The organism is Pseudenemella bisphenolivorans (assembly GCF_051133435.1).
Classification (GTDB): domain Bacteria; phylum Actinomycetota; class Actinomycetes; order Propionibacteriales; family Propionibacteriaceae; genus JAAYAO01.
Window position 1 is genome coordinate 645365 of record NZ_JBPGNY010000001.1, and the last position, 25474, is coordinate 670838.

Annotated in this window: 24 protein-coding genes; 14 read left to right on the top strand and 10 right to left on the bottom strand. The window is 67.2% G+C overall.

What is annotated here, in order from left to right:
- Positions 1 to 34 precede the first annotated feature (34 nt).
- From ACR4XW_RS03155 to ACR4XW_RS03165, 3 genes are read left to right on the top strand one after another with little or no spacing between them, the layout of a single operon-like run.
- On the top strand, positions 35 to 430 hold the full coding sequence (locus ACR4XW_RS03155) for a PPOX class F420-dependent oxidoreductase (RefSeq protein ID WP_434759052.1): 396 nt from the start codon (positions 35 to 37) through the stop codon (positions 428 to 430).
- Between the two features lie 44 nt (positions 431 to 474).
- A complete protein-coding gene (locus tag ACR4XW_RS03160) occupies positions 475 to 1311 on the top strand; it encodes an exodeoxyribonuclease III (protein ID WP_434759053.1) in 837 nt (278 codons plus the stop codon).
- A gap of 41 nt (positions 1312 to 1352) precedes the next feature.
- Positions 1353 to 2375, top strand: coding sequence for an enoyl-CoA hydratase/isomerase family protein (locus ACR4XW_RS03165; RefSeq protein WP_434759054.1), 1023 nt, complete (start codon positions 1353 to 1355; stop codon positions 2373 to 2375).
- Here the strand turns inward: ACR4XW_RS03165 and mptB are convergent.
- Genes mptB through ACR4XW_RS03185 form a run of 4 tightly spaced genes read right to left on the bottom strand, consistent with a single transcriptional unit; the run spans position 2372 to position 5113 of the window.
- Complete coding sequence (gene mptB, locus ACR4XW_RS03170) at positions 2372 to 3883, bottom strand: polyprenol phosphomannose-dependent alpha 1,6 mannosyltransferase MptB (protein ID WP_434759055.1); 1512 nt, start codon at positions 3881 to 3883, stop codon at positions 2372 to 2374. The genes ACR4XW_RS03165 and mptB overlap by 4 nt on opposite strands.
- Positions 3880 to 4197: a 4Fe-4S binding protein gene (locus tag ACR4XW_RS03175; RefSeq protein ID WP_434759398.1), complete on the bottom strand. Its 318-nt coding sequence runs from the start codon at positions 4195 to 4197 to the stop codon at positions 3880 to 3882. Before ACR4XW_RS03175 ends, mptB begins: the two co-directional genes overlap by 4 nt.
- Positions 4198 to 4217: 20 nt before the next feature.
- On the bottom strand, positions 4218 to 4754 hold the full coding sequence (locus ACR4XW_RS03180) for an NADH-quinone oxidoreductase subunit C (protein ID WP_434759056.1): 537 nt from the start codon (positions 4752 to 4754) through the stop codon (positions 4218 to 4220).
- Positions 4748 to 5113, bottom strand: coding sequence for an NADH-quinone oxidoreductase subunit B (locus ACR4XW_RS03185; RefSeq protein ID WP_434759057.1), 366 nt, complete (start codon positions 5111 to 5113; stop codon positions 4748 to 4750). Before ACR4XW_RS03185 ends, ACR4XW_RS03180 begins: the two co-directional genes overlap by 7 nt.
- 264 nt (positions 5114 to 5377) lie before the next feature.
- Between ACR4XW_RS03185 and ACR4XW_RS03190 the strand changes: the two genes are divergently transcribed.
- From ACR4XW_RS03190 to ACR4XW_RS03220, 7 genes are all read left to right on the top strand, one after another.
- On the top strand, positions 5378 to 7162 hold the full coding sequence (locus tag ACR4XW_RS03190) for a 2-oxoacid:acceptor oxidoreductase subunit alpha (protein ID WP_434759399.1): 1785 nt from the start codon (positions 5378 to 5380) through the stop codon (positions 7160 to 7162).
- Entirely contained in the window at positions 7159 to 8220 is a 1062-nt protein-coding gene (locus tag ACR4XW_RS03195) for a 2-oxoacid:ferredoxin oxidoreductase subunit beta (protein ID WP_434759058.1), read from the top strand. The genes ACR4XW_RS03190 and ACR4XW_RS03195 overlap by 4 nt, the downstream gene beginning before the upstream one ends.
- Complete coding sequence (rarD, locus tag ACR4XW_RS03200) at positions 8205 to 9122, top strand: EamA family transporter RarD (RefSeq protein ID WP_434759059.1); 918 nt, start codon at positions 8205 to 8207, stop codon at positions 9120 to 9122. Before ACR4XW_RS03195 ends, rarD begins: the two co-directional genes overlap by 16 nt.
- Positions 9123 to 9517: 395 nt before the next feature.
- On the top strand, positions 9518 to 10846 hold the full coding sequence (locus ACR4XW_RS03205; protein WP_434759060.1) for an ABC transporter substrate-binding protein: 1329 nt from the start codon (positions 9518 to 9520) through the stop codon (positions 10844 to 10846).
- Positions 10847 to 10935: 89 nt separating this feature from the next.
- Positions 10936 to 11835, top strand: coding sequence for an ABC transporter permease (locus tag ACR4XW_RS03210; protein WP_434759061.1), 900 nt, complete (start codon positions 10936 to 10938; stop codon positions 11833 to 11835).
- Positions 11832 to 12614 (top strand): ABC transporter permease, encoded by a 783-nt coding sequence (locus ACR4XW_RS03215; protein ID WP_434759062.1) that lies wholly within the window; start codon positions 11832 to 11834, stop codon positions 12612 to 12614. Before ACR4XW_RS03210 ends, ACR4XW_RS03215 begins: the two co-directional genes overlap by 4 nt.
- Positions 12611 to 13990: an ABC transporter ATP-binding protein gene (locus ACR4XW_RS03220; RefSeq protein WP_434759063.1), complete on the top strand. Its 1380-nt coding sequence runs from the start codon at positions 12611 to 12613 to the stop codon at positions 13988 to 13990. The genes ACR4XW_RS03215 and ACR4XW_RS03220 overlap by 4 nt, the downstream gene beginning before the upstream one ends.
- Before the next feature lie 30 nt (positions 13991 to 14020).
- Here the strand turns inward: ACR4XW_RS03220 and ACR4XW_RS03225 are convergent, their stop codons facing one another.
- From ACR4XW_RS03225 to ACR4XW_RS03250, 6 genes are all read right to left on the bottom strand, one after another.
- Complete coding sequence (locus tag ACR4XW_RS03225) at positions 14021 to 15394, bottom strand: MFS transporter (protein WP_434759064.1); 1374 nt, start codon at positions 15392 to 15394, stop codon at positions 14021 to 14023.
- Between the two features lie 68 nt (positions 15395 to 15462).
- Entirely contained in the window at positions 15463 to 16644 is a 1182-nt protein-coding gene (locus tag ACR4XW_RS03230; RefSeq protein ID WP_434759065.1) for a flavin reductase family protein, read from the bottom strand.
- Positions 16645 to 16693: 49 nt separating this feature from the next.
- On the bottom strand, positions 16694 to 17953 hold the full coding sequence (locus ACR4XW_RS03235) for a carboxylesterase family protein (RefSeq protein WP_434759066.1): 1260 nt from the start codon (positions 17951 to 17953) through the stop codon (positions 16694 to 16696).
- Positions 17954 to 17956: 3 nt separating this feature from the next.
- Positions 17957 to 19189 carry an acyl-CoA dehydrogenase family protein gene (locus tag ACR4XW_RS03240; protein ID WP_434759067.1) on the bottom strand — a complete coding sequence of 411 codons (1233 nt, stop codon included), beginning with the start codon at positions 19187 to 19189 and terminating at the stop codon, positions 17957 to 17959.
- Between the two features lie 40 nt (positions 19190 to 19229).
- Complete coding sequence (locus tag ACR4XW_RS03245; RefSeq protein ID WP_434759068.1) at positions 19230 to 19646, bottom strand: nuclear transport factor 2 family protein; 417 nt, start codon at positions 19644 to 19646, stop codon at positions 19230 to 19232.
- Positions 19643 to 20188, bottom strand: coding sequence for a cupin domain-containing protein (locus ACR4XW_RS03250; protein WP_434759069.1), 546 nt, complete (start codon positions 20186 to 20188; stop codon positions 19643 to 19645). Before ACR4XW_RS03250 ends, ACR4XW_RS03245 begins: the two co-directional genes overlap by 4 nt.
- 183 nt (positions 20189 to 20371) lie before the next feature.
- Here ACR4XW_RS03250 and ACR4XW_RS03255 point away from each other — a divergent pair, with 183 nt between their 5' ends.
- The 4 genes from ACR4XW_RS03255 (at position 20372) to ACR4XW_RS03270 (ending at position 25472) form a co-directional block, all read left to right on the top strand.
- A complete protein-coding gene (locus ACR4XW_RS03255) occupies positions 20372 to 21388 on the top strand; it encodes an AraC family transcriptional regulator (RefSeq protein ID WP_434759070.1) in 1017 nt (338 codons plus the stop codon).
- Positions 21389 to 21584: 196 nt separating this feature from the next.
- Positions 21585 to 23285, top strand: coding sequence for an HNH endonuclease (locus ACR4XW_RS03260; RefSeq protein WP_434759071.1), 1701 nt, complete (start codon positions 21585 to 21587; stop codon positions 23283 to 23285).
- 27 nt (positions 23286 to 23312) lie between these two features.
- Positions 23313 to 24320 carry a pirin family protein gene (locus ACR4XW_RS03265; RefSeq protein ID WP_434759072.1) on the top strand — a complete coding sequence of 336 codons (1008 nt, stop codon included), beginning with the start codon at positions 23313 to 23315 and terminating at the stop codon, positions 24318 to 24320.
- Between the two features lie 15 nt (positions 24321 to 24335).
- The gene (locus ACR4XW_RS03270) at positions 24336 to 25472 is read left to right on the top strand and encodes a hypothetical protein (protein ID WP_434759073.1); all 1137 of its coding nucleotides are present in this window, start codon (positions 24336 to 24338) and stop codon (positions 25470 to 25472) included.
- The last annotated feature ends 2 nt before the right edge of the window (positions 25473 to 25474 follow it).

A 25474-nucleotide genomic window follows, 5' to 3' on the forward strand; every position in this document is an offset into this window, starting at 1 on the left:
GAGTCCACCGGATTCGGGCCGTTAGTCTTTGCCCATGGTCACTCTCACCGACTCCCAGAAGGCCCTGCTGGCGCGTCCCATCTACGCCTCACTGGGCACCATCCGGCCCGACAACACCGTCACGGTCAACCCGATGTGGTTCGAGTTCGACGGCGAGGTGGTGAAGTTCACCCACACCTCGACCCGCGGCAAGTACCGCAACCTGCAGCAGAACCCGTCGATGTGCCTGATGGTGCTCGACCCCGACGACCCGTTCAACTACGCCGAACTGCGCGGTTCGTTGAAGGAGGTCATCGAGGACCCGACCGGTTCGTTCTGGGTGCATCTAGCCGCGCGCTACGGCAACCCGGGTGCCCCGGCGCCGGACGACTCCCCCGACCGGGTGATCCTGGTGATGCAGATCGACAAGGTGCTGGGTTTCACCGGCTGACCTGCATCGGCTGAACCGACCGGCGGATCCGGCGTCCGCTGAGTATGGTGTGCCCCGTGTTACGCATCGCCACCTTCAACGTCAACGGCATCCGGGCCGCCCACCGGCGCGGCTTTCTCGACTGGCTGACCGAGCGCCAACCCGATGTGGTCGCGCTGCAGGAGGTGCGGGCCGCCGAGGCCATGCTGCCGGACGGGCCGTGGGGTCACCTGCACGGCAGCTACGACGCCGGGACGTTGGCCGGCCGCAACGGGGTCGCGGTACTCACCCGGGAAGCCCCCACCTCGGTGCGGGCCGGCATCGGCGCTAAGGAGTTCGACGGCGAGGGCCGCTACATCGAGGTCGACATCGAACGTCCGGGCCTGCCGGGATTGACGGTGGCCTCGGTGTACGTGCCCAAGGGCGGCACCCCCTTCGAGGACGAGGCGTCGCTGGCCAAGATGGAACGCAAGTTCCGGTTTCTGCGCCGCTTCGCACGCAAGCTCACCGAATCGCGCCGCGAAGCTGCCAAGGCGGGGCGGGAGTTCATCGTGCTGGGTGATTTCAACATCGCCCACCAGGAGATCGACCTGAAGAACTTCAAGACCAACCGCAAGAGCGAGGGCTTCCTGCCCGAGGAGCGCGAGTGGTTCGGCACGATCCTGGGCAGCCGCACCCTGCACGATGTGGTGCGCCGGCTGCACCCCGACCAGCCGGGCCCCTACTCCTGGTGGAGTTGGCGCGGCCAGGCGTTCACCAATGACGCCGGCTGGCGGATCGACTACCACCTCGCCTCACCCGCCCTGGCCCGCACCGCGATCACCGGCGGCACCGACCGTCCGGAAAGCTACGAAGCACGGGTGAGCGATCACGCCGCAGTCGTGGTTGACTACGACTTCTGAGCCCTGATTTTTCCGAGCCCCCGAAACGCGAAGGAAACGCCATGCCCAGCTTCAGCCCCGGTGCCACCGGAACCGACGAGGTGTTGTTCCGACGTTTGGGCGCGGTGGGTCAGATCCGGCTGAACCGTCCCAAGGCGATCAACTCGCTGTCGTTGGCGATGGTTGAGGCGATCGAGCAGCAGCTGCTGGCGTGGACCGACGACGATCAGGTGCGGTCGGTGTACATCGACGGTGCCGGTGAACGTGGCCTGTGTGCCGGTGGGGACGTGCGCGCGGTGCGCGAAGAGGTGCTCAGCACCGGTGCGCCGGGCCCGTTCTTCGAAACCGAGTACCGGATGAACCTGCTGATCAGCAGTTACCCGAAGCCGATCGTGTCGGCGATGCACGGCATCACGATGGGTGGCGGGATCGGGGTTGGCGGGCATGCCGAGCTGCGGCTGGTCACCGAAACCTCGCAGTTGGCGATGCCCGAAACCGTGATCGGCTTCTTCCCCGATGTCGGTGCCCGCTGGCTGCTCAGCCGGGCCCCCGGCGAGTTCGGCACCTGGCTGGCATTGACCGGTAACGCGATCGACGGTGCGGACGCGATCGCGCTGGGCCTGGCCGACACCCTGGTGCGCGAGGATACCCTCAACGAGATCGTGGACGGCCTGGCCAATGAGACCCCGGTCGGTGACGACGTCGGCAACCCGGCCCCCCGCGCGGGCCTGCGGAACCATCGCGGTTGGATCGACGAATGTTTCGCCGGCGACGACCCCGAACAGATCTGCGCCCGGCTCGAGGCACACGACGACCCGGCCGCCCGGGAGACCGCCCGGACGCTTCGGGCCCGCTCCCCGTTCGCGGTGGCGGTGTCACTGGCCGCACTGCGCAAGGCCGAGCGGGCCGAGAGCCTGGACGAGGTGCTCACCGATGATTTGAAGATCGCGCACGCGATGACCGCCCACCCCGACTTCGCCGAAGGGGTGCGCGCCCAGTTGGTCGACAAGGATCGCAATCCGCGGTGGGCCGATGCGTCCTTGGCCGCGGTCGACGCCGAGCAGGTCGCCGCGGTCGTCGGCTAACCGCTGCTGGGCAGCATGCCGCTGCGCATCAGCCGACGGTCGTGCCAGAGGGCGACTGCGGCGATGCCGATCACCGCGACCAGGCCGACGGCCAGCGAATCGTTGCGCAGGGCGACGTTGCCGCCGGTGTAGACGACCAGCCCGACGGTGACCCACACCGACAGTCGCACGAGTTTGCTGGACGGCTCCGACATCGGCAGCAGTAGCCCGCCCCACATCAGGTACCAGACGTGCAGGGCCGGCCCGCCCAGGGCGAAGGCGAGGTACGACCAGCTCAGGAAACGAAGCGGTCGGCGCAGCGCGATGCGGATCCCGAACCAGCCGATCAGGCCGACGGTGAACACCATGCCGACGACCCGGAAGATCAGGGTGATCCGGCCGGTGTACTCGTACAGGCCGAAGCCGATCAGAATGTTCTTGACGCCTTCGGCGGCCATCGTGGTGGGCGCGATGGTGGGCACCATGCCGGGCACGTTGACGGCGTTGAACCACCCGAAACCCAACCCGGTGAGCAGGGACACCCCGGCGAAGGTTCCCCCGGCAACCAGGGCGCCGATCAGCATCTCGCGCAGGATCAGCCCCCAGTTCGACCAATTCCGCCGCAGCCCGGGTATTGACAGCAGCACGATCGCCACCGCGGCCAGCGCCGCAGGCTGTTTGATCGCGCTCGCCACCCCGACCAACATCAGGCCCCACCAGTAGTGCCGTCCGGTGCCGCACCACAGTCCGGCCACGACCAGGCCGAGCATCAGGGCGTCGTTGTGCGCGCCGCCGACGAAGTGCAGCAGCACCAGCGGGTTGAGCAGCACGAACCAGGACGCCGGCGCGACCGGTAGCCGCAGTTGCCGCATCAACAGCGGGAAGAAGGCCGCCAACAGTGCCACCCCGAGCAGCGCCGGCAATCGCATCGCGACCGCGGCCCAGTAGGCGTTGTGCCCGGTGAGGTCGACCAGGAAGTGCTGAATCTGGAGGCTGAGGGGTCCGTAGGGTGCCGGGGTGTGCAGCCAGACCCGCTCGACCGGGTCGGCGAAGGGTCCGGGGAGTGCCCCGGGGCCGACCTGGTAGGGGCTGACATCGTTGTGCACCATCCAGCCCTGGGCGGCATAGGAGTAGGCGTCGCGGCTGTAGATCGGTGGGGCGAGCACCATCGGTGCGCTCCACAGGGCCAGCACCGCGGAGTAACTGACCGGCATCCGTCCCTCGGGGCGCAGCCGGAACCAGGCGTCCACGAGCAGGGCCAGGCCGACCATCACCAGGATGGTGGCCACACCCCGGCCGAGTTCGGTGTTCGCTCCGATCGGTTCGAGCACGATCCACCAGGGGCTGTCCGGGGGCAGGTAGGCGGGGCTCAGCCCACCGAGGGTGGCCAGAGCGACACCGAGGAAGCCTCGCCGCACCGCCCGGATCGACCACGCCGCACCGGTGGCGAGCATGGCTGCGCGCCACAGCCGCGCGACCGTGCCACGGTTGCGCCTGATGAGGTGGGGGGTGGTTCGCCGGAGATTCACGAAGCGGTCGGCCCCAGTTCGTCGATGCCGTGCCGCAGCCCGGCGAGGTCGGTGACATCGCCGACGTGGTCGCCGGCCCATTCGAGGGCACCGAAGGGGCACTCCTCGACGCAGATTCCGCAGTACATGCACAGGCCCCAGTCGATGGTGAAACTGTCGAGCACATTACGGGTACGGGGCCTGCGTCCCGGCGGGGAGTCGGGGTCGACCTCGCTGTGGGCTTCCAGGTCGATGCACCACGCAGGGCATTCGCGCACGCAGATCATGCACGAGGTGCAGTTCTCGGCGATCAGGTGAATCGAGCCGTGGCCGATCACCGGATCGACCCGGGCGTTCATCGTCGCCTCCGTCGGCCGCCCGCCAGCGAGGCGGCGATCTCGGCCGGGTCGGCCGGATCGTCGGGGTTGCGGTTGCCCCAGACCGCGGGATCGGGCACCCCGGCCGGCGCGGTGCGTCGGCTGCCGGCCAAGCCGCCGGGTTCGCCGGCCCCGGGCCAGGGACGGGCGGTGCGCGCGGCCAGCACGACGTCCTTGCGCAGCGGGGTGGCCGGGGAGGTGTCGCGCAACAGCAGCGGACGGGCGTCGCTCGCGGTGAAGACGATTCCGAAGGCCTCGGCGCCCTCGCGTTCACACCAGGCCGCGCCGGGCCAGAGCTTGGCCACGCCGGGCAGCTCGGCATTCTCGCGGGGCAACGTGGTGGCGATCGCCGCGGTGTCGCCGTCGGGGTTCATCGCCTGCAGTACCACCCGCAGTCCGCCGGAGCGTCCGACATCGTCCACCGCCCCGAGCCAGTCGAAGATCGGGTACTCGGCGTGCAGGTCGGCGGCGGCCTCGGCCCATTGCTCGGGCGGGGTCTCGGTGGGCGTCAACATGTCGCCCCCGTGCGCAGATCGGCCAGGGCGGCGGTCAGGGCACCGGGCGGCGGTGGGCAGCCGGCGACGAAGCGGTCGACCTCGACGAGTTGGTCGAGCCCCTTGGTGACCACCGGCGAATCCCAGTACGGCCCACCGGTGGCGGTGCAGGCACCGAAGGAGACGACGTGAACCGTTTCGACCCGGGTGCGCAGTTGCTCGATCATCGCCACCACCGCGGGGGCGAGGGTGTCGGTGACGGTGCCGGAGACCACCACGGCATGAGGCAGATGGTCGACGTCGGCGTCGGCGTCGATCGGGGTGGCGCAGGCGGCTTCGAACTCCATGGCACAGCAGGCCAGGGCCACGTCGGTGACCACCAGAGACCGGTCAGCGAACCAATCCCAGCGACCCGTCCGAGCGGGCGGGTATGGTCTGGTGGCTGAACCCGGAAATACTGCCATGCCACCAGAGTACGGTGATGATCATGCTTGGCAGACAACGAGCATTTGAATATAATATTCACTGAGTCATCAGAGAGACTGAAGAGACTGCGCCGTCAGAGAGGTCGCCCAGTGTCGTCAACCACCGTCCAGTCCGTCAACAAAGTCGTGATTCGCTTCGCAGGCGACTCCGGCGACGGAATGCAGCTCACCGGTGACCGATTCACCGCCGATTCGGCCACCTTCGGCAACGACATCTCCACCCTGCCGAATTTCCCTGCCGAAATCCGGGCCCCAGCCGGCACCCTGGCCGGGGTTTCCAGCTTCCAGCTGCACTTCGCCGACTTCGACATCATGACCCCGGGCGACAAGCCCGACGTGCTGGTGGCGATGAACCCGGCCGCCCTGAAGGCCAACATCGGCGACCTGCAGCGCGGTGGGGTGATCATCGCCGACACCCACGACTTCTCCAAGCGCAACCTCAGCAAGGTGGGCTACACCACCAACCCGCTCGAGGACGGCTCCCTGGACGACTATCACCTGCACGCGGTCGACCTCACCTCGATGACGGTGCAGGCGGTCGAGGATTTCGGCCTCACCCGCAAGCTGGCCTCGCGCGCCAAGAACATGTTCGCCCTGGGCCTGCTGTCATGGATGTACAACCGTCCGGTGGAGGGCACCTTGGCCTTCCTGGCCGACAAGTTCGCCAAGAAGCCCGAGATCCGCGACGCGAACATCACCGCCTTCAAGACCGGGTACGCCTACGGCGAGACCACCGAGGACTTCGCGGTGCGCTACGAGGTCTCCCCCGCGAAGCTGCCGCACGGCACCTACCGTCAGATCGCCGGTAACCCGGCTCTGGCCCTGGGCCTGGTGGTGGCCGCCCAGAAGGCCGGGCTACCGATGTTCTTCGGCGCCTACCCGATCACCCCGGCCTCCGATGTGCTGCACGAGTTGTCGAAGCACAAGCGGTTCGGGGTGACCACCTTCCAGGCCGAGGACGAGATCGCCGCGGTCGGTGCCGCCCTGGGCGCCAGCTTCGCCGGACACCTGGGGGTCACGGCCAGTTCGGGCCCCGGCATCGCGTTGAAGATGGAAACCGTCGGACTGGCGGTGATGACCGAGCTGCCGCTGGTGATCGTCGACGTGCAGCGCGCCGGCCCGTCCACCGGTATGCCCACCAAGACCGAGCAGGCCGACCTGCTGCAGGTGCTCTTCGGACGCAACGGTGAGGCGCCGGTGGCGGTGATCGCACCCCAGTCGCCGGCCGACTGCTTCGACGCCGCGATCGAGGCCGTCCGGATCGCGGTCAAGTACCGCACCCCGGTCTTCCTGCTCTCGGACGGTTACGTGGCCAACGGCGCCGAGCCCTGGCAGTTGCCCGATGTGTCGGCGATCGAACCGATCGACACCAACTTCGCCACCGAGCCGAACGGCGAGAACGGCAAGTTCCACCCGTACGTGCGTGACGCCGAAACCCTGGCCCGTCCATGGGCCATCCCCGGCACCGCCGGCCTGGAACACCGCCTCGGCGGATTGGAGAAGGCCGACGGGGCGGGCACCATCTCGGCCGACCCGGCCAACCACGACAAGATGGTGCGGCTGCGCCAGGCCAAGATCGACGCGATCGTGGCCGATGTGCCCGATCTGGTGGTCGACGACCCGGACGGCGCGAAGGTGCTGGTGCTCGGCTGGGGTTCGACCTACGGCCCGATCGGGGCGGCGGTGCGTCGCGTCCGGGCGGCCGGGGGCAATGTGGCCCGCGCCCACCTGCGCCACCTGAACCCGTTCCCGGCGAACCTCGGTGAGGTGCTGCGCGGCTACGACAAGGTGATCGTGCCGGAAATGAACCTGGGCCAGTTGACCATGCTGCTGCGCTCGAAGTACCTGGTGGACGTGGAGTGCTACTCGCGCGTCTTCGGTCTACCGATCTCCCTGGCCGAACTGGCCGACGACCTGATGCAGATGCTGAAGGAGTACAAGTGAACGCCCTCGATACCGGACTGGCCGGCGTCCCGCTGTCCATCGAGCCGCTGAACCGCAAGCAATTCGTCTCCGACCAGGAGGTGCGTTGGTGCCCCGGCTGTGGTGACTACGCGATCCTGTCGACCTTCCAGGGGCTGATGCCGGAACTGGGCATCAAGCGCGAGAACACCGTGATCATCTCCGGCATCGGCTGTTCCTCGAGGTTCCCCTACTACGTCGACTCCTACGGCATGCACTCGATTCACGGTCGCGCCCCGGCGATCGCGACCGGGGTCGCCACCGCCCGCGAAGACCTCGCGGTGTTCGTGGTCACCGGTGACGGTGATGCGCTGTCGATCGGTGGCAACCACCTGATGCATGCGCTGCGCCGCAACGTCAACATCACGATCCTGCTGTTCAACAACCGGATCTACGGGCTGACCAAGGGCCAGTACTCCCCCACGTCCGAGTTCGGCAAGGTCACCAAGTCGACGCCGATGGGTTCGGTGGACGCCCCACTCAACCCGGTGTCGATGGCACTGGGTTCGGAGGCCACCTTCGTGGCCCGCTCGATCGACACCGACCGCAAGCACCTCAGCTCGGTGCTGAAGGCCGCCGCCCAGCACCGCGGCACCGCGCTGGTGGAGATCTTGCAGAACTGCCCGATCTTCAACGACGACTCCTTCGAGGCGCTGAAGGACCAGGAGACCTCGTCCAATGCCCTGATTCCGTTGGTGCACGGCGAACCGATCCGGTTCGGCAAGGACGGACAGCTCTGCGTGGTGCGCGACACCGAAACCGGTGGCGTGAAGGTCGCCGAGGTGGCCGAGGTCGGTGAGGACGCGGTGCTGATTCACGATGCGCACGCCGACGACCCGGCGATGGCTTTCTCGTTGTCGCGGTTGACCGACGCCGGGGTGATGCAGCGGGCGCCGATCGGGGTCTTCCGTCAGGTCGAACGTCCGACCTACGACGACCTGATCCGCGACCAGGTCAACTCGGCCGTCGGCGGCTCGGCACCGGATGCCGACGAACTCCAGGAACTGGTGAATGGCCACGACACGTGGTCACTGAACTGACCCCCCACCCGGCCGACGGCCGACGCGGAGTACTGGCAGCCCTCGCAGCGTATGTGCTGTGGGGGCTGACCCCGCTCTTCTGGCCCCTGCTGGGGGATTCATCGGCCGTCGAGGTGCTCGCCCACCGCTACATCTGGTCGTCGGTGATGGCGCTCGGGCTGGGCCTGATTCTCGGGGTGCGTTGGTGGCAGGTGCTGCGACGCCGGCGCACGATGATCGTGCTGTCGGTCGCCGCCCTGCTGATCAGCGTCAACTGGGGCACCTACATCTGGGCGGTGAACAACCAACACGCCCTGGACGCCGCACTCGGCTACTACATCAACCCGTTGTTGTCGGTGGTGGCCGGTGTGGTGCTGCTGCGCGAACGGCTCTCACCGTTGCGATGGCTGGCGGTCGGGGTCGCCCTGGTCGGGGTGACCTGGATGACGATCCAACTCGGCCAGGTGCCGTGGGTGGCGTTGGTGCTGGCCACGAGTTTCGCGATCTACGGGGTGATCAAGAAGCGGATCCGGGTCGAGCCGATCGCCACGATGACCATCGAATCGCTGCTGATCACACCCTTCGCGCTGGCCTTTCTGATCTGGTTGGCGGTGATCGGCCAAGGGGGCTTCGCCACCAAGGGGCTCGGCTACAGCCTGCTGTTCGTGGCCACCGGCGCGATGTCGCTGACGCCGCTGTTGTTGTTCGCGATCGCGGCGCAGAAGATCTCGCTGTTCGCCATCGGCATGCTGCAGTACATCGCCCCGACCGCGCAGATGCTGATCGGCATCTACTACCTGGGTGAGCCGATGTCGCCGAGCCGGCTGATGGGCTTCGCGGTGGTCTGGGTGGCGCTGGTGATCGTCAGTATCGACAGTCTGCTGGCGGTGCGCCGGCAGCGACGGCTGCGGCGGGCGGGCTGAGTTTCAGCAGCCGCGCCGCGTAGGTCTCCGCGGCCATTGCGCGATCGCGTCGAGGTCTCACCGCGCCAAGGGGTGGACACACCTTTGCCACAAATAACTGAGAATGATTATCGTTCCCTGAAGGTGGCCTCGCGTGCGCGCACAACGGTAGGGCGCCACCCACGATTCACCCCCTTGACCCACGAAAGACAGACGTGAAAAGACGCAAACTCGCTCTCCTGAGCGCCGTACTCATCACCGCACTCGCCCTCGTCGGCTGCGCGGGAGCGGGTGCTCCGGAGAACGGCACAGACCCCGAGAACCACGCCAACAAGACCCTGAAGATCGGCGCCCTCGGCAATACGACGGACACGCTGAACCCGCTCACCACCAACGGGTTCGCCGACTACATCGCGGTGGCCCACCTGTACGACCGCCTCGTCGAGCTGCGCGACGGTGTCACCCACCTCGCGCTGGCCAAGTCCGTCACGCCGAACAAGGACGCCACCGAATGGACCATCACCCTTACCGACGGAGCCACCTTCTCGGACCAGCGCCCCGTCACTGCTGCCGACGTCAAGTACTCGCTGTCACTGCTGGCCGATCCCGCCGCGAGCCCGTCCTATGCCACCTTCTTTCAAGACCTCGACCTGAATGCCACCACCGTCGTCGATGACCACACCCTGAAAGTCGCGCTCAAGAGACCGCGTGGCGACTTCGTCACCACGGTGCTCGCCTTCGCCTCACCCGTCTTCCCCGAGGGCTTCACAGAGTGGCAGAAGCCGATCAGCTCCGGCCCGTACACCCTCGTCAGCTATGTCGCGGGCGAACGCATCGTGTTGAAGGCGCGCGACGACCACTACCTCGGCAAGCCCGCGATCGAGAACCTCGAGATCTCCGTGATCGACGACCCGCAAACACGCATGAACGCTCTCAAGAGCGGCGAGATCGACTTCGCCACACGCGTTGACCCGGTCATCGCCAAGGCCGAAGAGTCCAACCCCGAGGTCAAGATCCATCGTGGCGGCGACGGCGATTCGCAGACCCTCGGCTTCGAAATGAACGTCAAGCAGCCGCCCTTCGACAACCCGAAGGTTCGCGAAGCCATGAAGCTTGCGATCAACCGTCAGGAACTCGTGGACACGATCTTCCTCGGGCAGGGTTCGGTCGGAAATGACCTCGTCGGGCTCGGGCTCGAGGGCTACAACGACGGCGTCCCCCAGCGAAAGTTCGATCAGGACCGGGCACGGGAACTCTTCCGGGAAGCGGGCGTCACCGAGGTGACCATTCGCGCCTCCGAGGTGACCCCGGGGCTCACGCGTGCGGCGGAGCTTTTTGCCGAGCAACTGGCAGCAGTCGGAGTGAAAGCCAAGGTCGAGTCGGTGGAACCAGCGAGCTTCTACGCCGACATGGACGTCCTGATGTCCACCCCGCTTCAGGTGACGTACTACATCAACCGTGATGCCGGCGCCTACCTCGGGTCATTCTCGGGCTCGAAGGGATTCTTCAACATCTCGGGCTATGCGCCCGCGGAGTTCGACGCGCTCCTGGCCAAGGCACAGGCCACTGTTGATGACAAGGAACGAGAAGAGATCTTCGGTCGGGCGCAGCAGAAGAGCTGGCAGGAGGGCGGCACGATCCTGTGGGGGTATCAGGCCGTGCTCAATGCCGGTATCCCCGGCCTGGACGGGGTGTACCTCTCGCAGGGTGTGCCCGTCTTCACCGGGGCGACCATCGAACGGTGACCCAACGCGGTTTTCGAGACGCGAAGAGCCGCACGGGTCGGCCTCTTCACCCTGTTGCGGCGGCTCTCGCGCGAAGCGTGTGGGTGCCGGTGAGTGTGATCCTCGCCGGCACCCTGACGTGGGTGACTGTCACCTTCCTACCGGGGGATGCCGCCACTCGGATCCTCGGGCCCCACGTCACCCCCGAACGGCTGCACGACTTGCGCATCCGCCTCGGGCTCGACCGTCCGATCCTCGATCAATACCTCGACTGGCTCACCGGCCTGTTCACCGGCAACCTCGGCACGAGCGCCATCTCCGGCGAATCAGTGACCGGTCTGGTCCTGACCCGCCTCGGCAACTCCGCCGCCTTGGCCGGGATCGTGGCGGTGCTGGCGCTCACGGTCGGGATCACGATCGGAACACTGATCGGGCGACAACGCCGCGGGCGAGCCTTCTCCAACGCGGGTCTGCTCGGAGCCAGCGCCGTCCCCGATTTCGTCATCGGTGCCATCGCGGTCGGGCTGCTGGCCGTCTCGTGGCGCCTGGTTCCGTCCCTGTCGGTCATTCCACCGTTCGGCCACGTGTTCTCACGCCCACAGATTCTGGTGATCCCCGTGCTTGCGATGGGTGTCCCGGTCACGATCTGGGTCGCCCGCTACACCTCGGCGGCCGTCTCGCGCGTCGCGGGCGCCCCGCACGTCCGGGCTGCCCGCCGGATGGGCATCCCCGAGTTCCGGGTGATCACGCGCCACATCCTGCCGGTCGCGCTCGCCCCCATGATCCAACTGTTCGGCTGGATGGCTTCGATCCTGATCGGCAGCACCGTCATCGTGGAGCAACTCGTCCAGTTCCCCGGTATCGGGTCCCTTCTCATCGAAGCCGTCGGTGATCGCGATCTTCCGGTCGCGACGGCGGTGGTCACCGTGCTGGCAGCCGTGGTCGCGGTGACGATCTACTTCTGCGACCTGCTGGCGGCCCGGCTCGACCCACGGATGGTGACCCGATGAGAACAGCCCGCCCTATCGCCGTCGGGGTCATCGCGGTGGCTCTGGCGTTGCTGGCACCATTGCCGGCACGGCTGCTGCCGTCGGCTCGGACCGTACCGTTCAGCGGGCCGGGCGATGGGCACCTGCTCGGCACCGACTCACTGGGCAACGACGTCCTGGCGCAGTTGTTGATCCACGCGCCCGCGACCTTCATCGTGCCCGCTGTTGCCGCGGTCGCGCTCGCGGTGGTCGGCACGCTGCTGGGCGTGTTCCTGGGGCTGGCCTCGTCCCGGGCGCGCCACGTCGTGATCCGACTCGCGGACGTGCTGTTGATCATTCCGCCCGCCGTCCTGACGCTTGTGATTGTCCTGGGTTTCGGCGCGAGTCCAACCTCGATCGTGGCGGGCGTGGTGCTGTCGGGAGTGGTGATCTTTGTGCGCGTGGTGTCGGCGGCCACGGTGCAGGTATCCCGCTCTGGCTACGTGGAGGCGGCCGCCGGACTCGGGGATTCGAAGCTGTGGATCGGGCTCAGGGACCTGCTGCCGTCGCTGCTCGGCATCGTGACCGCCGAGAGCGCGCTGCGTTTTCTCGCAGCGATCCAACTCGTCGCCGCGTTGAGTTTTCTCGGATTCGCCTCCGGCCTCGGCAACAGCTGGGCGCGCGCGATTCGCGACAATGTGGTGGGCTTCTCCCTCAACCCCTGGGCGACGCTCGCACCCGGGATTGCGCTCGTGCTCTCACTGTCGGTCATCGCCCTGCTGCTGGAACGACCGCTCAGGGACGTCGAGGAGACCCTGTGAGCCATCTGCTGACCTGCACGGAGTTGTCGATCTCGGCACCGGACGGTCGGTGCCTGATTTCGGACTTCAACCTGACGTTGGGCGAGGGTGAGCGGATCGCCATCATGGGTCCGTCCGGGATCGGGAAGACGACGATCCTGCGCGCCGTGCTCGGCGAACTCCCGTCCGGTTTCACCACCGATGGGTCTCTCGTCCTGGATGGGCAGAAACGCACGGTCGCCTACGTCCCTCAGGACGCGGGCGAGAGCTTGACGCCGTCCATGCGTGTTGGAGCAACTCTGCGCGAGGCGGCTGCCCTCGATGCCTCGGCGACGGCTGACGTCATCGGGGATGTGCTGCACACCGTCGATCTGCCGAGCGACCGCTCGTTCCTGCGACGCAGAACCTGGCAGCTCTCGGGCGGTCAGCAGCGCCGCGTGGCACTTGCCCGAGCGCTCGCCATGAACCGACCACTGCTCATTCTGGACGAGCCCACCGCCGGCCTCGATCCGAAGACCCGCGCGCACATGCTGAGTGTGCTGGCGGACCTGTCGAAGGGTCTGCGCTCCGCGTTGCTGTTGGTCACCCACGATCGAGCCGCGGCCGTGGCGCTCGGTTGCCGGATCATCGATCTGGCGGAAACATCTGTCACCACCTCCGAAATCGATCAGCCTCCGCGTCCTTCCCTCGACGGCCTGAGCACCTTCCGAAGTGCGGAACCCGCGCTCGCGGTTCGTGGCGGATACTTCGTGGATCCGAGGGGTCGCACGATCCTGGATCAGGTCGATCTGGAACTCCATCCCGACACCATCACCGCTCTGCGCGGTGTCAGCGGTGGCGGGAAAACCTCCATCGCTCGCGCCCTGGTGGGATTCTTGCCGCTGCGATCAGGCACGCTGACGCTGCACGGCACTCGGCTCGCGCCGACACTATGGGACCGGACGATCCAGCAGCGTCGCGCGATCCAACTGGTCGCGCAGAGTCCACACGACGCCTTCAACCCGTGGCGAACCATCCGCTCATCGCTGGCCGACGCGAACCCGAGCTGCGATCCGGGGTCCTTCCTCGCCGAGCTCGGCCTGAGCGAGGAATTGATGGACAGGCGGCCGTCGCAATTGTCGGGCGGCCAGCGTCAGCGGTTCTCGATTCTGCGTGCGCTCAGCGTCGAACCGGACGTCCTGGTGCTCGACGAACCCACCTCGGCACTCGACCCGGTGTCGGTCGTGCGCGTGATGAAATGCCTTCGCACAGTGGCCGAGCAAGGTGCGGCGATCCTGGTGGTGACGCACCAAGAGCCCGGCGAAGGCTCCTCGCTCGCCGAGGCCTTCTCCTTCGACCGAACATGGACCCTGGACGATGGTTCGCTGAACGAAAGCGTGGAGCCGCCACCTCAGTGACAGCCCCACGCCTTTTCGGTCGATCGCGACTTACTGCGCGTCGTCCTCCCACTTCAGGCGGACGGCGCGCGGGCCGGCGGTTTCCTTCGAGACGAACACCGCGATGATCGACAGCGCGAACAGGAAGATCACGTACCAACCCAGGTAGGTGACCCCGTTCTCGGGCGAAACCACCAGATTGGCGATCAGCGGGATGCTGCCGGCACCCAGAATCGACGAGAGCTGGTAGCTCAGCGAGGCGCCGGTGTAGCGCGCCTCGGGGGCGTACTTCTCACTCAGGAAAGCACCGAAGGGCCCGAACATTGCGGCGTGGACGATGCTGCCCGCGAGCAGGAAGCCGGCCAGCACGATCATCGGGCTGGTGGAGTTGAACAGCGCGAACATCGGGAAGACCAGCGCCGCCCCGACGATGCCGGCGGTGATCATCACCGGCTTGCGGCCGTACCGGTCGGACAGCCAGGCGAAGAACGGAATCGCGAAAATCATCAGGAAGTAGGAGCCCGACAGCATGTACAGCGCGGCCTCCTGCCCGACGTGGCCCTGGGTGGTCACGTAGCGCACCATGAAGCTGGCGAGCAGACCCTGCACCGCGAGCGAGCCGGCACCGGCGAAGGTGCCGATGATGACCTGCAGCGGGAACTTGGTGACCACGGTGGCCAGCGGCAGCGCGCGGTCGTGGGCGTCCTCGACCTCGGCCAGGCGGCGCTGGAAGTCGGGGCTCTCGGTCACCCGCAGGCGCAGGTAGACACCGACCAGCACGATCACCGCCGACAGCAGGAAGGGAATTCGCCAGCCCCAGTCGAGGAAGGACGTACCGGGCATCCGGGAGAACAGCGCGAGCGCCATGGTGGCGAGGATCGCGCCGGCCGGGCCGCCGATCGCGGCGATGCTCGCACCGACGCCGCGGGATTTCTTGCTGGCATGTTCCATCGACATCAGCGTGGCGCCACCCCACTCGCCACCCATCGCCAGACCCTGCAGCATGCGCAGCATCACCAGGGTGATCGGGGCGGCGGCACCGATGGCGCCGTAGCTCGGCAGGACACCGATACCGACCGAGACGACGCCCATCAGCAGCAGGGTCACGAAGAGCACGTTCTTGCGTCCGAACCGGTCACCGAAGTGACCGAAGACCAAGCCGCCGAGTGGACGGGCGAGGTAGCCCGACAGCAGCACCACGAAGGACAAGGTTGTGGCGAGCTGTGGATCGAGTCCGGCGAAGAACACGGCGGGGAACACGATGCCGGCAGCAGCCGCGTAGAGGATGAAGTCGTAGAACTCCACCATCGTGCCCAGGAAGCTGGCGACCTGAGCACGGCGTGCGTCGCGGCGCCTGGTGCTCTGGTCGCGGGTGTCGACGGGCGAGCCGTCCGGTGTCTCGGTATTCGGCGGTGATTGGGTCATGGTTCTCTCTCGGATGGGCGGTCGAAGGTTGCTTCGACCAGGTGAGTGTTGCGGGTGGAGGACCGAACTCAGACGAGGGCGGTCTCGAGTTCGGTGGCGTACGCGTAGGCCTTGTCGACCCATTCGCGGACGGTGGCGCCGGTGACGTCCTGAGGCAGGAAGGTCATCCGCAAGGTCAGGTCGGACGGACCGTCGTCGTCCGGAACCTGGATGATCAGCGAGGACAGGTTGTACCTCGCGTCGTCATCGAGGGGTTTCACGTCGTACGCTTCGGGCTTCACCGCGCCGGTGATGGTGTCGCGGATCTCACGCTCCTGCGCCGGGGTGAGGCGCTGGGAGCCGTACGCCGTGGTGGCTTCGCTCAGGTACTGCAGGGAGTCGTCGGGTGCCTGCTCGCGAAGCCGGTACAGAAAGCCGTGTTCCCGGTAGAAATCGAGGCGACGGTGGAAGATCTCGAGTTGGGTCTCGCCGGCCCCGGAGGCCTTGCCCAACCAGTAGGCCCGGCCCTCCTCGTCCAGATGGGCGGCCCAACTGTCAGCGATCGGCGGAATGATCGGCAGGCGTTGCCCCAGATCGGGTTGCACGCTCACACCGGGGGCGGCCGCGACGGCCACCGCCACCAGTTCGTCGCGATTAACCACCTTCATCAGGGTGCACTGGCAGCCGATCGACCGGGCGAGGGCCTCGAGATCGTCGCGGCTCGCGACGGCGGCCTGCACCTCGTCGGCGATGTCGGCGTCGATCCGTGAGATCAGCGAGGGCACCACGAAGGAGCCGTAGCCGCCCTGGAAGAACAGCAGGGGCGCGACCGGGTTCTCGACCGCGAGCGCTTCGACGCTGCACAGGGTGACCCAGTGGTCACCGGCGTCCACGTTGGTGGTGATTCGGGCGTCGACCCACGAGATCACACCCTCGAGAATCGGGTCCCCCGACGGGGAGGGTTTCCAGTCGATGCCCTCGAGCTTGTTGGTCTTGCGGCGCGCGATCGTGCGGCAGATCTGCTCCTGGTCGGCGGCGAGCACGTTGATGCAGATCGAGGAGCATTCGGCGAGTTTGGCGAAGGTCGACGAGGTCTTCATCGGCATGAAGGACACCAGCGGCGGCTCCAGTGACACCGACGAGAAGGTTCCGACGACGAGCGCGAGCGGCTCACCGTGGGTGGCGATGCCGGTGACGATGGCGACACCGGTGGGGTAATGACCCATCACCGAACGGAAGGCGGCAGGGTCGAAATGGGGGCGCTGGTTCATGACGGCTCCTTCTGGGAGTCGGAAAAGGTGAAAACTGCGGTGTGGGGCGCTACCGGGCCGTGGCCTCGGCGGTGACGAAGTCGTGCAGCTCCCGCACGAGTGGGGCCGATCTGCGCTCGAAGGCTTCGCGGTTTTCGCCCTGCAGCATGGGGGCGTCGGTCCACGCCTCCCAGTTGCCGAACTGGTACGGCAGATCGAAGGTGTGCGCGGCGCCGAACCCGTCCAGGGTGCTCGCGTGATCGAACACCGCACGTTGCACCGGTGTCCCCGCCTGCGCGGCCTCCCCGGCGACCTCATCGGCGAATCGGACGAACAACTCACGCGAGGTTCGCTCCACCAGGCAGTCGTACGGCTCAGAGCCCGCGCAGTCGGGGAACAACTCCCCCACCTCGTCGGCCGTGATGTGCCGCTCCGGCGCCTGATAGAAGAACGCGGCGGTCTCCGCAGCAGTGGTGCGCAGGTACAGCGCCGTGGCGTGTCCGGACGGCACCGCAGCACGGCTCAGATCTTCCGGTAGTGCCGGGCTGAAGGTGGGCAGGTAGGCCGACGGGGGTTGTCCGAACGGTGGCGGAAACTGCTTCAGTGCCGCCAAGCCGGCCGCCAGCACTTCGTCCACCGGGGCGGTTCGCAGATCGCTGCCGACCAGGCCGGCACGGGCCAGGTGGCTCACCTCGGTGAGGTGCTCGGGGGTCCACAGGGTGCGGGCGCTGGCGCTGAGCAGGGCGAGCCGCCGGAACAATCCCGAGGCCTGCGGCAGCAGGTTGAGCACGTGGGCGTACCAGCCACCGGCCGAGTGCCCGGCCAGGGTCACCCGGGTGGGGTCACCGCCGAAGTCGGCGATGTTGCGGTGCACCCAGGTCAGTGCGTGGTGGATGTCACCCAGGGCCAGCGGGGTCGGGTCCACGCCCTCCTCGGGGGCGAGGTGGGCGAGGGCACCGAGCCGGTAGTTGAGCGTCACCACGACCATCCCGGTGCCGGCCAGCACCGTCCCGTCGTGCCACTGGGCGCTTCCGGCCCCGGTCGTCCAGGCGCCACCGTGGATGAACACCAGCACCGGCAGGTGTTCGGCACCACGGGGCGTCCAGACGTTGAGGAAGAAGGCGTCCTCGGACTGCGGGTTGCGGGTCAGCGCCGACCCCATCGCCGCCTCGAGCCGGCCGGGCAGTTGGGGGAAGGCGGGGACGTCGCTGAGGGTGGCTGCGTGCGTGCCGCCCTCCACGTACTCCGACGGGCAGTAGCGATCCGCGCGCGCGAAACGTAGGCCGAGGTGGGCCTCGACTGCTGGGTCAGGGACGTGGGAGAGCGGCATCGGTCACAGCTTCGTGGAGATGTATTCGGTGCCGAGCAGGCCACATCCGTGCAGCTCGTAGTTCACCGGGGCGCTGATGGTGGCGTGGCGCACGCCGGTGTTGACGTCGCGCCACAGCTTGCCCAGCGGGCTGGCCTCGGCGAAGGCGGCGGTGCCGTGCAGCCACATCAGGTCGTTCATCGCATCGGCCAGGGAGTGCACGCTGTGGCCGAGGCCACCGCGGCAGCGGGCCCGCAGTTCCTTGGGCATCGGCTCGGTGCCGCGGGCGGCTTGGTCGATGAAGTCCGCGGAACGTTCCAGCAGCAGCACGGCGGTGTCGATCTTGGCCGACACCGCACCGATGCCCTCGCGGAACGACCCCGAGGAGGCCTGGGTGGCGTAGTTGGTGAAGGTGACGCCACGGCTCGGGGCCTCGGAACGGACGAAGTCGAGGGCGGCCTGGGTGGCACCCACCGACGGGGCGGCGATGGTGGTGGCCATCGACAGGTGCGGGGTCTGCCGGCGCGCGAAGGGGGCGTTGGGGTCGGACTCGAAGTCGGTGCCCATCATGCGCTCGAAGGAGATCAGCCGGTTCTGCGGGATCCAGAGGTTCTCGGTGACCATGGTGTGCGAACCGGTGCCGCGCATGCCGAGCACCCGCCAGGTGTCCTTGATCGTGTACTGGTCGCGGTGCATCATCGCGAAACCGACGGTCGGTTCGGCGTCCTCGCTCTCGTAGACATTGGTGATGCCGATCGCCCACTCCGAGTGCATGATGTTCGAGGCGAAGGGCCACGAACCGCTCAACCGGTAACCGTCGCCGTCACGGACGGCCTTGCCCGACGGGCTGGCGAACACCGAGGCCATGCCGAGCGAGGGGTCGTTGCCCTGGAAGATGTCGTCCAGGACCTCGTCGTCGAAGCGGTTGGCCAGCATCACCGAACCGTTGGTGATGACGGTGACCCAGCCGGCGGACGGGCAGTAGTAGCCGAGGGTGCGGGCCACGTCGAAGAGCATCCGCGCGCCGCCTTCGTGGCCGCCGTAGCGCGACATGGTCGAGATCTTCCAGGCGCCGGTGTCCTTGATGGCCTGGATGGCCTCGTCGGACAGGACGCGGTTCTCGTCGGCGGTGACCGACTGTTCGCGCAGCATCGGCCCGATCTCGTGGATCTTGGCGACGATCTCGGCGGTCACCGGGTTGTCGTAGCTGATCCAGTCGGTGGTGGGGATGTTGACGAGTTCGGGGGAAACGGTCATGTGATGGTCTTTCCTGGGTCGGGTTGGGTGGAAGGTGGCGTCAGGCCGGGAAGGCCGCGCCCACTTCGGCGAGGTCCATGTATTCGCGGCAGTTCGTGATCAGCCCGTCGGCGAGGTTCATCACGCAGATGATGTCGATGACGAACTCATGGCCGTTCTTGGCGGTGGCGGTTTCGTGGAACTCGGTGACGACGACGTCGCCGGCGTCGTGAATGTGCTGGACCTCGATCTTGATGGTGGGGCGGTCGAGGTTGCGTCCGAGTTCGCCGAGCAGTTCACCGAAGAAGCCGTCCGCGCCGTGGAAGGTGCGCGCGATCGGGTGGGTGCGGCCGATGACGGTCCAGGTCATTTCCGGGTGCACCAGGGCGCGGGCGGTGTCGCGGTCTCCGGCGATCTGCGCGTCCCAGAAGCGCGCGACGATGTCGGCGTTGCTCAGGTTGGTGTTCAGGTCGGTCATCGCACCGGTTCCGTTCCGCCGGGGAAGTCGGTGGGCAGGGTGCCGGGGGGCGCCATGATCGTGATGCCGTGCTTGGCGGCGGTCTCGTTGAGGCGCTGGGTGTACTCGGGGGTGAACTCGAAGCCGGGCTCGGGGCCGCGGAAGGTGGCCGGCACACTCATGTCGCGGACGAAGTTCTCGAAGTTGGCGGGGCTGGTGAGCACCATGTAGCGGGCACCCTCGGTGCCGACCCGGAAAGTGTGCGGCAGATCCTTCGGCAGCACGATGGCGTCGCCGCCGTACAGGGTGTGCTCCTGATCGGCGGCCCAGAAGGTGATCGAGCCCTCGATGAGGATCAGAATCTCGTCCTCGCCGATGTGCTCGTGCAGCGGCGGTGCAGAGTTCGGCAGGGCGTCGTGGGTGTAGACCAGCAGACGCCCCTCGGTCATCGCACCGGTGATGATGAAGTCGGTGTATTCGCCGAGAAACCAGAGTTCTTCACGTTCGTCGTGACGGACGACGCGTAGGCGCTCCTTCGGATTGACAGGAGTATTCTCGTTCATATGGGGCATCCTTGCCTCTCGGTCAGACTCAGCCGTTCAAGGTTGAGCAGGACACTAAGCAGGCATGCGTGGCCGTGGGAATAGCCAAGTTCTCAGCACGCAGAAATCGGATAGACAACTGCATAACCTGTCCTATCCCATGATCTGGGCGTTGTGTTGTCGCGAGTCGGACGGGGGTGTGTGATGCAGCAGCTTTCCGGGGACGATCCCTCGTTCCTGCCGTCCTTTCCACTGTTCAGCGGCGACGACCCCTTGGCGATGCGGATGGCGATCGGTGACGTCACCGGGAACAAGCACCGGATGCTGACGGTGAGCGAGAAGGTGCAGGGCGAGGTCAACGGCGTCCGCCTGGGACGTGTCGGGCTGGTATCGATTCGGTATTCGGTGCCCCTGCAGGTGCATTCCACCCCGACCGGACGGCGCGTGCTGGTGGTGCTGCCGCGTTCGGCGATGACGGTGGAGAACGGTGACCATCGGTGGCGTACTTCGGCACCGTTCGTGATGGGCACCGAGCACGGGACGCGGCTGCTGCCGGCCCCGGGTTTCGGGGCGCTGGTGGCTGCGGTGGATGCCGAGGCGATCGAGGAGAGTGTGCGCCGGGTGACCGGCCGTCCGTTGACCGACCGGCTGCGGATCACCTCGGAGTTCGGCCCGCTGCTGTTGGCGGCCCCGGAGCTGGTGAAGTCGGCCTTCGACCAGGCGTGCAAGGAGATCGAGCTCGGGGTGCGTGGGGAGCATTTGAGTTCCCTGCTCGGCTCGCACCTGTTGTCGAGCCTGGCCGTGGGGGTCTCCCCCTTCCTGCGCGGCAGCCTGGGCAAGGAACACGACGCCGGCCGGGGCTACTTGTTCACCGCCCAGGAGTACATCGATGCGCACCTGGCCGGTTCGTTGACGGTGAAGGACATCGCGCGGGCCTGTGGAATCAGCGAACGGCAACTGCACACGGCATTCAACGACTTCATGTCGATGACACCGGCGCGGTATGTGAAGTCGCGCCGGCTGAGTGTTGCTCATCGGTTGCTCACCGACCCGGAGCGGGCTCCGCATTTGACGGTCGCGTCGGTGGCGAAGGCCATTGGGGTGACCCATCACGGGCGGTTCGCGAAGAACTATGCGGAACGGTACGGGGAGTCGCCGTCGGAGTCGCTGGCGACCGCCCGCGCGGCCTTCACGCAGATGCAGAAGCGCCGGGCTCAGTAGAGCCCTTGCGATTGACGCCCTCTACTGAATACGTACTCCCTTATTCAAACAAACGATCCAATGGTTTCCGGGTGAGGGTGGATCTGGGCTGATCCGGGCCGAAAGTGTCAGTGGGCGCTGTCAGGCTTGGAACATGAGGAAACCACCCCCTTCCTCACCCCCGGTTGGCGGTACATCCGTACTCGAAACCGAGGAGGTGAGCGCACCCCCGTGGTACGACGAATGGCTGAACGATCCTGCCCGCTGGGCGGATGGCCCGTCGGATGACTGGGACGTCCACTCGGGGGACGGAGAAGACTGGGACGCGGCGGCTCGGCAGTTACTGACCGAGCGGGGCCCTGCGGTTGATCGAGCGGCACGCAGTTGTGTGGTGCTGGCGGAGGTCGGTGCGGCGCTCGATCACTGGCATGAGTTGATCGAAGACCACGTCGTTGCCGCCGATGCGGGCGGACTGCTGCAGATCGTCGAAGAGGTCACCCGGGTGCGCGCGATGCTGAACTCGGTGGAAGTGCGCGCCGGTGTCGGATTCGACGCCCTGGTGCGGCGGGAGCAGGTCGCGCAGGGGGTGCCGGCCGACCGAGTCGGCAAGGGCGTCGCCCAAGATTTGGCTCTGGCTCGCCGCGATTCGCCGGGGCGTACCAGCAACTTCCTCGCCGCGGCTCGAACGACGGTGCGGGACCTACCACTGTCGCTGGCCCGTCTGCGCGCGGGCGAGGCGAACCCCGAGGCCGTTGCGGCAGTGGCCACTCAGGTATCGGTCCTGGGACCGGATCATCGGGCCGAGGTGGACGTCGCGATTGCCGACAAGCTCTGTGGGATGTCGCGTCGCGAGGCCGATGGTGCCTCGCGGGCGATGGCTGATCAGCTCGACCCGCAGGCCGCGGCCCGCCGACGCAAGCGCGGGTATGGCGAGCGGCGGGTCACCGTGCGGCCCGCGCCCGACGACATGGCGTATCTGACTGCGTTGTTGCCGATGAAACAGGCCATCGCGGTGAAGGCAAGCCTGGCGCAGGCTGCGGCGAGCGTGATCGCCCACGGTGGTGCGGCCGCCCCCGGACCACCGATCGACGTCGGTGCGGGCGATGCCGGGGCGCCGGCGGACACCGCCTCGCCCGAAGACGCGGACCCGACCACTGCCCCGCCAGCGAAGCGCAGCCAGGCCCAAATCGAAGCCGACCTGTTCGTGCAGATCCTCACCGGACAGGCCGCCCCGGATGCGACCGCGTTGATGCTCAATGTGTTGGTGCCGGCCGCCACCCTGGCCGGCGGTGATGAAGCCGCCACGGTGAGCCTCGGCGGCACCGGAGTGGGCGTGACCGGGCCGGTCAACATCCCGGCCGCGGAACTACGCGTCCAGGTGGCCCACGCCGCCCGGCACGGAGCGCGGCACTCGATCCGAGCAGTCGGCATCGATGATGCGGGACGGGCAACCACTCTGACTCGGGCCAAACCGCTGCCTGACAAGCTCTTGACGTTGATCCGAGCCCGCACCGGCCCGGATTCCGAGCCCGATGCGCTGATTGATGCCGTGCGCGAGCAGATCGGCCGGATCGCACTCAACAGTCACAGCCCGATCGAGACAGACGATGCCACTGTCGACATCGGGGCTCGCCTGGTGACCGAGGCCCTGAGCAGCGACCTGGTGGCAGATGCCGAAACCATGCGGGGCGGCCGCTTCGCCTCCGGGAGCTTGCGGGAACTCATCGAGATCCGCGATCAGACCTGCCGCACTCCCTACTGCGATGCGCCGATCCGCGATATCGACCACGTCACTCCCGACACCGAGGGCGGTGCCACGACCACGGGCAACCTCCAAGGCCTCTGCAAGGCCTGCAACCTGACGAAAGATCTACCCAGTCGGCGACTGGGGGAATACGGCAAGCCACGGTATTGTTGAACGTGCAACTACCAGTTGAGGAGCTTCATGTCCGTCATTCGTGAAACCTTCGCGTTGACCAGCCCGTGGCCGACCATCGACCCCTTCCTGTTCTCGATGCACCACCTCGACCACTACCCGCGTTCACGGGGCACCACCCAGACCCCGGATGCCGATCTGTCCGGCCGCAACATCGGCCAGGACTTCGACAACAAGGACGGCTGGAACATGTACCACGGCAGTTCCGTGCCGGGCTTCCCCCAGCACCCGCACCGTGGTTTCGAAACCGTCACCGTCGTACTCGAGGGAGTGGTCGATCACACCGATTCCCTGGGTGCCGCGGCCCGTTACGGCGATGGCGACACCCAATGGCTGACCGCCGGGGCCGGGGTGGCCCATGCCGAAATGTTCCCGCTGCGCTACAGCGACCGGGACAATCCGCTGGAGTTGTTCCAGATCTGGCTGAACCTCGCGCCCGAGGACAAGATGGCCGAGCCGAACTTCGACATGTTCTGGGCCAAGGACACCCCGATCGTCACCCGTACCGATGCCGAGGGCCGCGAATCCCGGTTCCGGTTGGTGGCCGGGGAGTTGGACGGCGCCGTCCCGCCGGCACCACCGGCCAGGTCGTGGGCCTCGCGCCCCGAAAATGAGGTCGCGATCTGGCAGGTCACCATGGCGCCCGGGGCAACCACCGAACTCCCCACCGCGTCGGCCTCCACGATCCGCACGGTGTATGTGCACCGCGGTTCGCTGCAGGTGGACGGCACCGAACTCAGCGACCGGGGCGCGGTTCTGCATGCCGATCAGGTCGCCCGACTCACCGCCGGTGCCGATGGTGCCTGGTTCATGATGTTGCAGGGCAAGCCGATCGGGGCTCCGGTGGTGCAGCACGGTCCGTTCGTCGGCAATACCAAGGCCGACATCCTCAATGCCTTCAACGATTACCAGCAGGGCAAGTTCGGCGCTTGGACCCACCCCGAACACGACCCGGTGAATCCGCAGGATTCGGGGCGTTTCGCCCGTTACCCCGATGGGACAATCAGCACTCCCTAGGGTTACTGTCACCTCGTGAACCGACCCCCCGCTCCGCCTCCGGCACCCCCACCGGCACCGCGGCCCGGCTTCGCTCCGGACTCCTCGCGGCCCGCCGCCCCGGCTCCGCGACCCCGGGCCCTCTACGAGACCCCGCCACCGAACCAGCCACCGCGCCATCAGCGCCACCGCCAACACCGGGTACCGCCGGCCGTGCCGATCGTGATCGGCATCGTGGTGTTGGCACTGCTGGTCGGTGGCGGGTTTCTGCTGTGGCGGGCATTGCAGCCGGGCGAGGTCACCCAGGCGCCACAGGGGCCGGCCACCAAGGCCTCCGATGCGGTGGCCGGCTACCTGCATGCCCTGGCCGACGGCGACCTGGAAACCGCTCTGAGCTACGGGCAGGCCGAGCCCACCGACACCACCTTCATCACCCAGGAGGTGCTCGATCAGTCGCGGGAGATCGCCCCGATCGGCAACATCGTAGTTCGCGAGGTGAACGATCCGGACGCCTACCGGGTCAAGGCCAGCTACACCATCGGTGATCAGCAGATCGAGAGCACCTTCGGGGTGATCCACGACGGCGAGAAATGGTTGCTGCTGGAGACCACCGGCAACCTCTCGGTGGCCGACCTGCGGCAGAAGAATCTGCCGATCGAGGTCAACGGCGTGCCGGTCGGCAGCCGCAATGAACTGACCGTGCTACCCGGGGGCTACACCTTCGGCACCGGCTTGGATCGCATCGACTACGGCGGGCGGGTGATGACCGTTTCCGCCCCCGGCAGCCGGCAGGCCGCCCCCGACCTCTCCCCCACCCTCACCGACACGGGCCGCGAAGACCTCATCGAGGCCTCCCGCGAGCGCTTGGAGACCTGCCTGAAGAGCACGGACATCCTGCCGGCCAACTGCCCCTTCGGCGCCAAGGTTCCGGAAGGCTCCTCCGTCGAAGGGGTGTCCTGGAAGCTGATCGGCGACCCCTTCGCCGAAGCCGAACCGACCCTGGAGTGGACCGACCACGGCCGAGCCCGGATGCCGGTACAGGTCAAGGTGTTGCTCCGCGCCACCGTGCGCACCGGCAAGAGCAGCGGCACCATCGAGGAGGAGAAGACCCAAAACGTCACCGCCGAGGCCGACATCCTCGGCGAGCCGTTGCAGATCACCTGGCGGAAGTAAGG

Bases quoted from the DNA above. Each gene is read 5' to 3' on its own strand.
- ACR4XW_RS03215 (WP_434759062.1), top strand. From the start codon at position 11,832: ATGAGAACAGCCCGCCCTATCGCCGTCGGGGTCATCGCGGTGGCTCTG.
- ACR4XW_RS03160 (WP_434759053.1), top strand. From the start codon at position 475: ATGGTGTGCCCCGTGTTACGCATCGCCACCTTCAACGTCAACGGCATC.
- ACR4XW_RS03180 (WP_434759056.1), bottom strand. From the start codon at position 4,754: ATGTTGACGCCCACCGAGACCCCGCCCGAGCAATGGGCCGAGGCCGCC.
- ACR4XW_RS03165 (WP_434759054.1), top strand. From the start codon at position 1,353: ATGCCCAGCTTCAGCCCCGGTGCCACCGGAACCGACGAGGTGTTGTTC.
- ACR4XW_RS03265 (WP_434759072.1), top strand. From the start codon at position 23,313: ATGTCCGTCATTCGTGAAACCTTCGCGTTGACCAGCCCGTGGCCGACC.
- ACR4XW_RS03225 (WP_434759064.1), bottom strand. From the start codon at position 15,394: ATGACCCAATCACCGCCGAATACCGAGACACCGGACGGCTCGCCCGTC.
- ACR4XW_RS03250 (WP_434759069.1), bottom strand. From the start codon at position 20,188: ATGAACGAGAATACTCCTGTCAATCCGAAGGAGCGCCTACGCGTCGTC.
- ACR4XW_RS03155 (WP_434759052.1), top strand. From the start codon at position 35: ATGGTCACTCTCACCGACTCCCAGAAGGCCCTGCTGGCGCGTCCCATC.
- ACR4XW_RS03190 (WP_434759399.1), top strand. From the start codon at position 5,378: ATGCAGCTCACCGGTGACCGATTCACCGCCGATTCGGCCACCTTCGGC.
- ACR4XW_RS03255 (WP_434759070.1), top strand. From the start codon at position 20,372: ATGCAGCAGCTTTCCGGGGACGATCCCTCGTTCCTGCCGTCCTTTCCA.
- ACR4XW_RS03230 (WP_434759065.1), bottom strand. From the start codon at position 16,644: ATGAACCAGCGCCCCCATTTCGACCCTGCCGCCTTCCGTTCGGTGATG.
- ACR4XW_RS03245 (WP_434759068.1), bottom strand. From the start codon at position 19,646: ATGACCGACCTGAACACCAACCTGAGCAACGCCGACATCGTCGCGCGC.
- ACR4XW_RS03240 (WP_434759067.1), bottom strand. From the start codon at position 19,189: ATGACCGTTTCCCCCGAACTCGTCAACATCCCCACCACCGACTGGATC.
- ACR4XW_RS03235 (WP_434759066.1), bottom strand. From the start codon at position 17,953: ATGCCGCTCTCCCACGTCCCTGACCCAGCAGTCGAGGCCCACCTCGGC.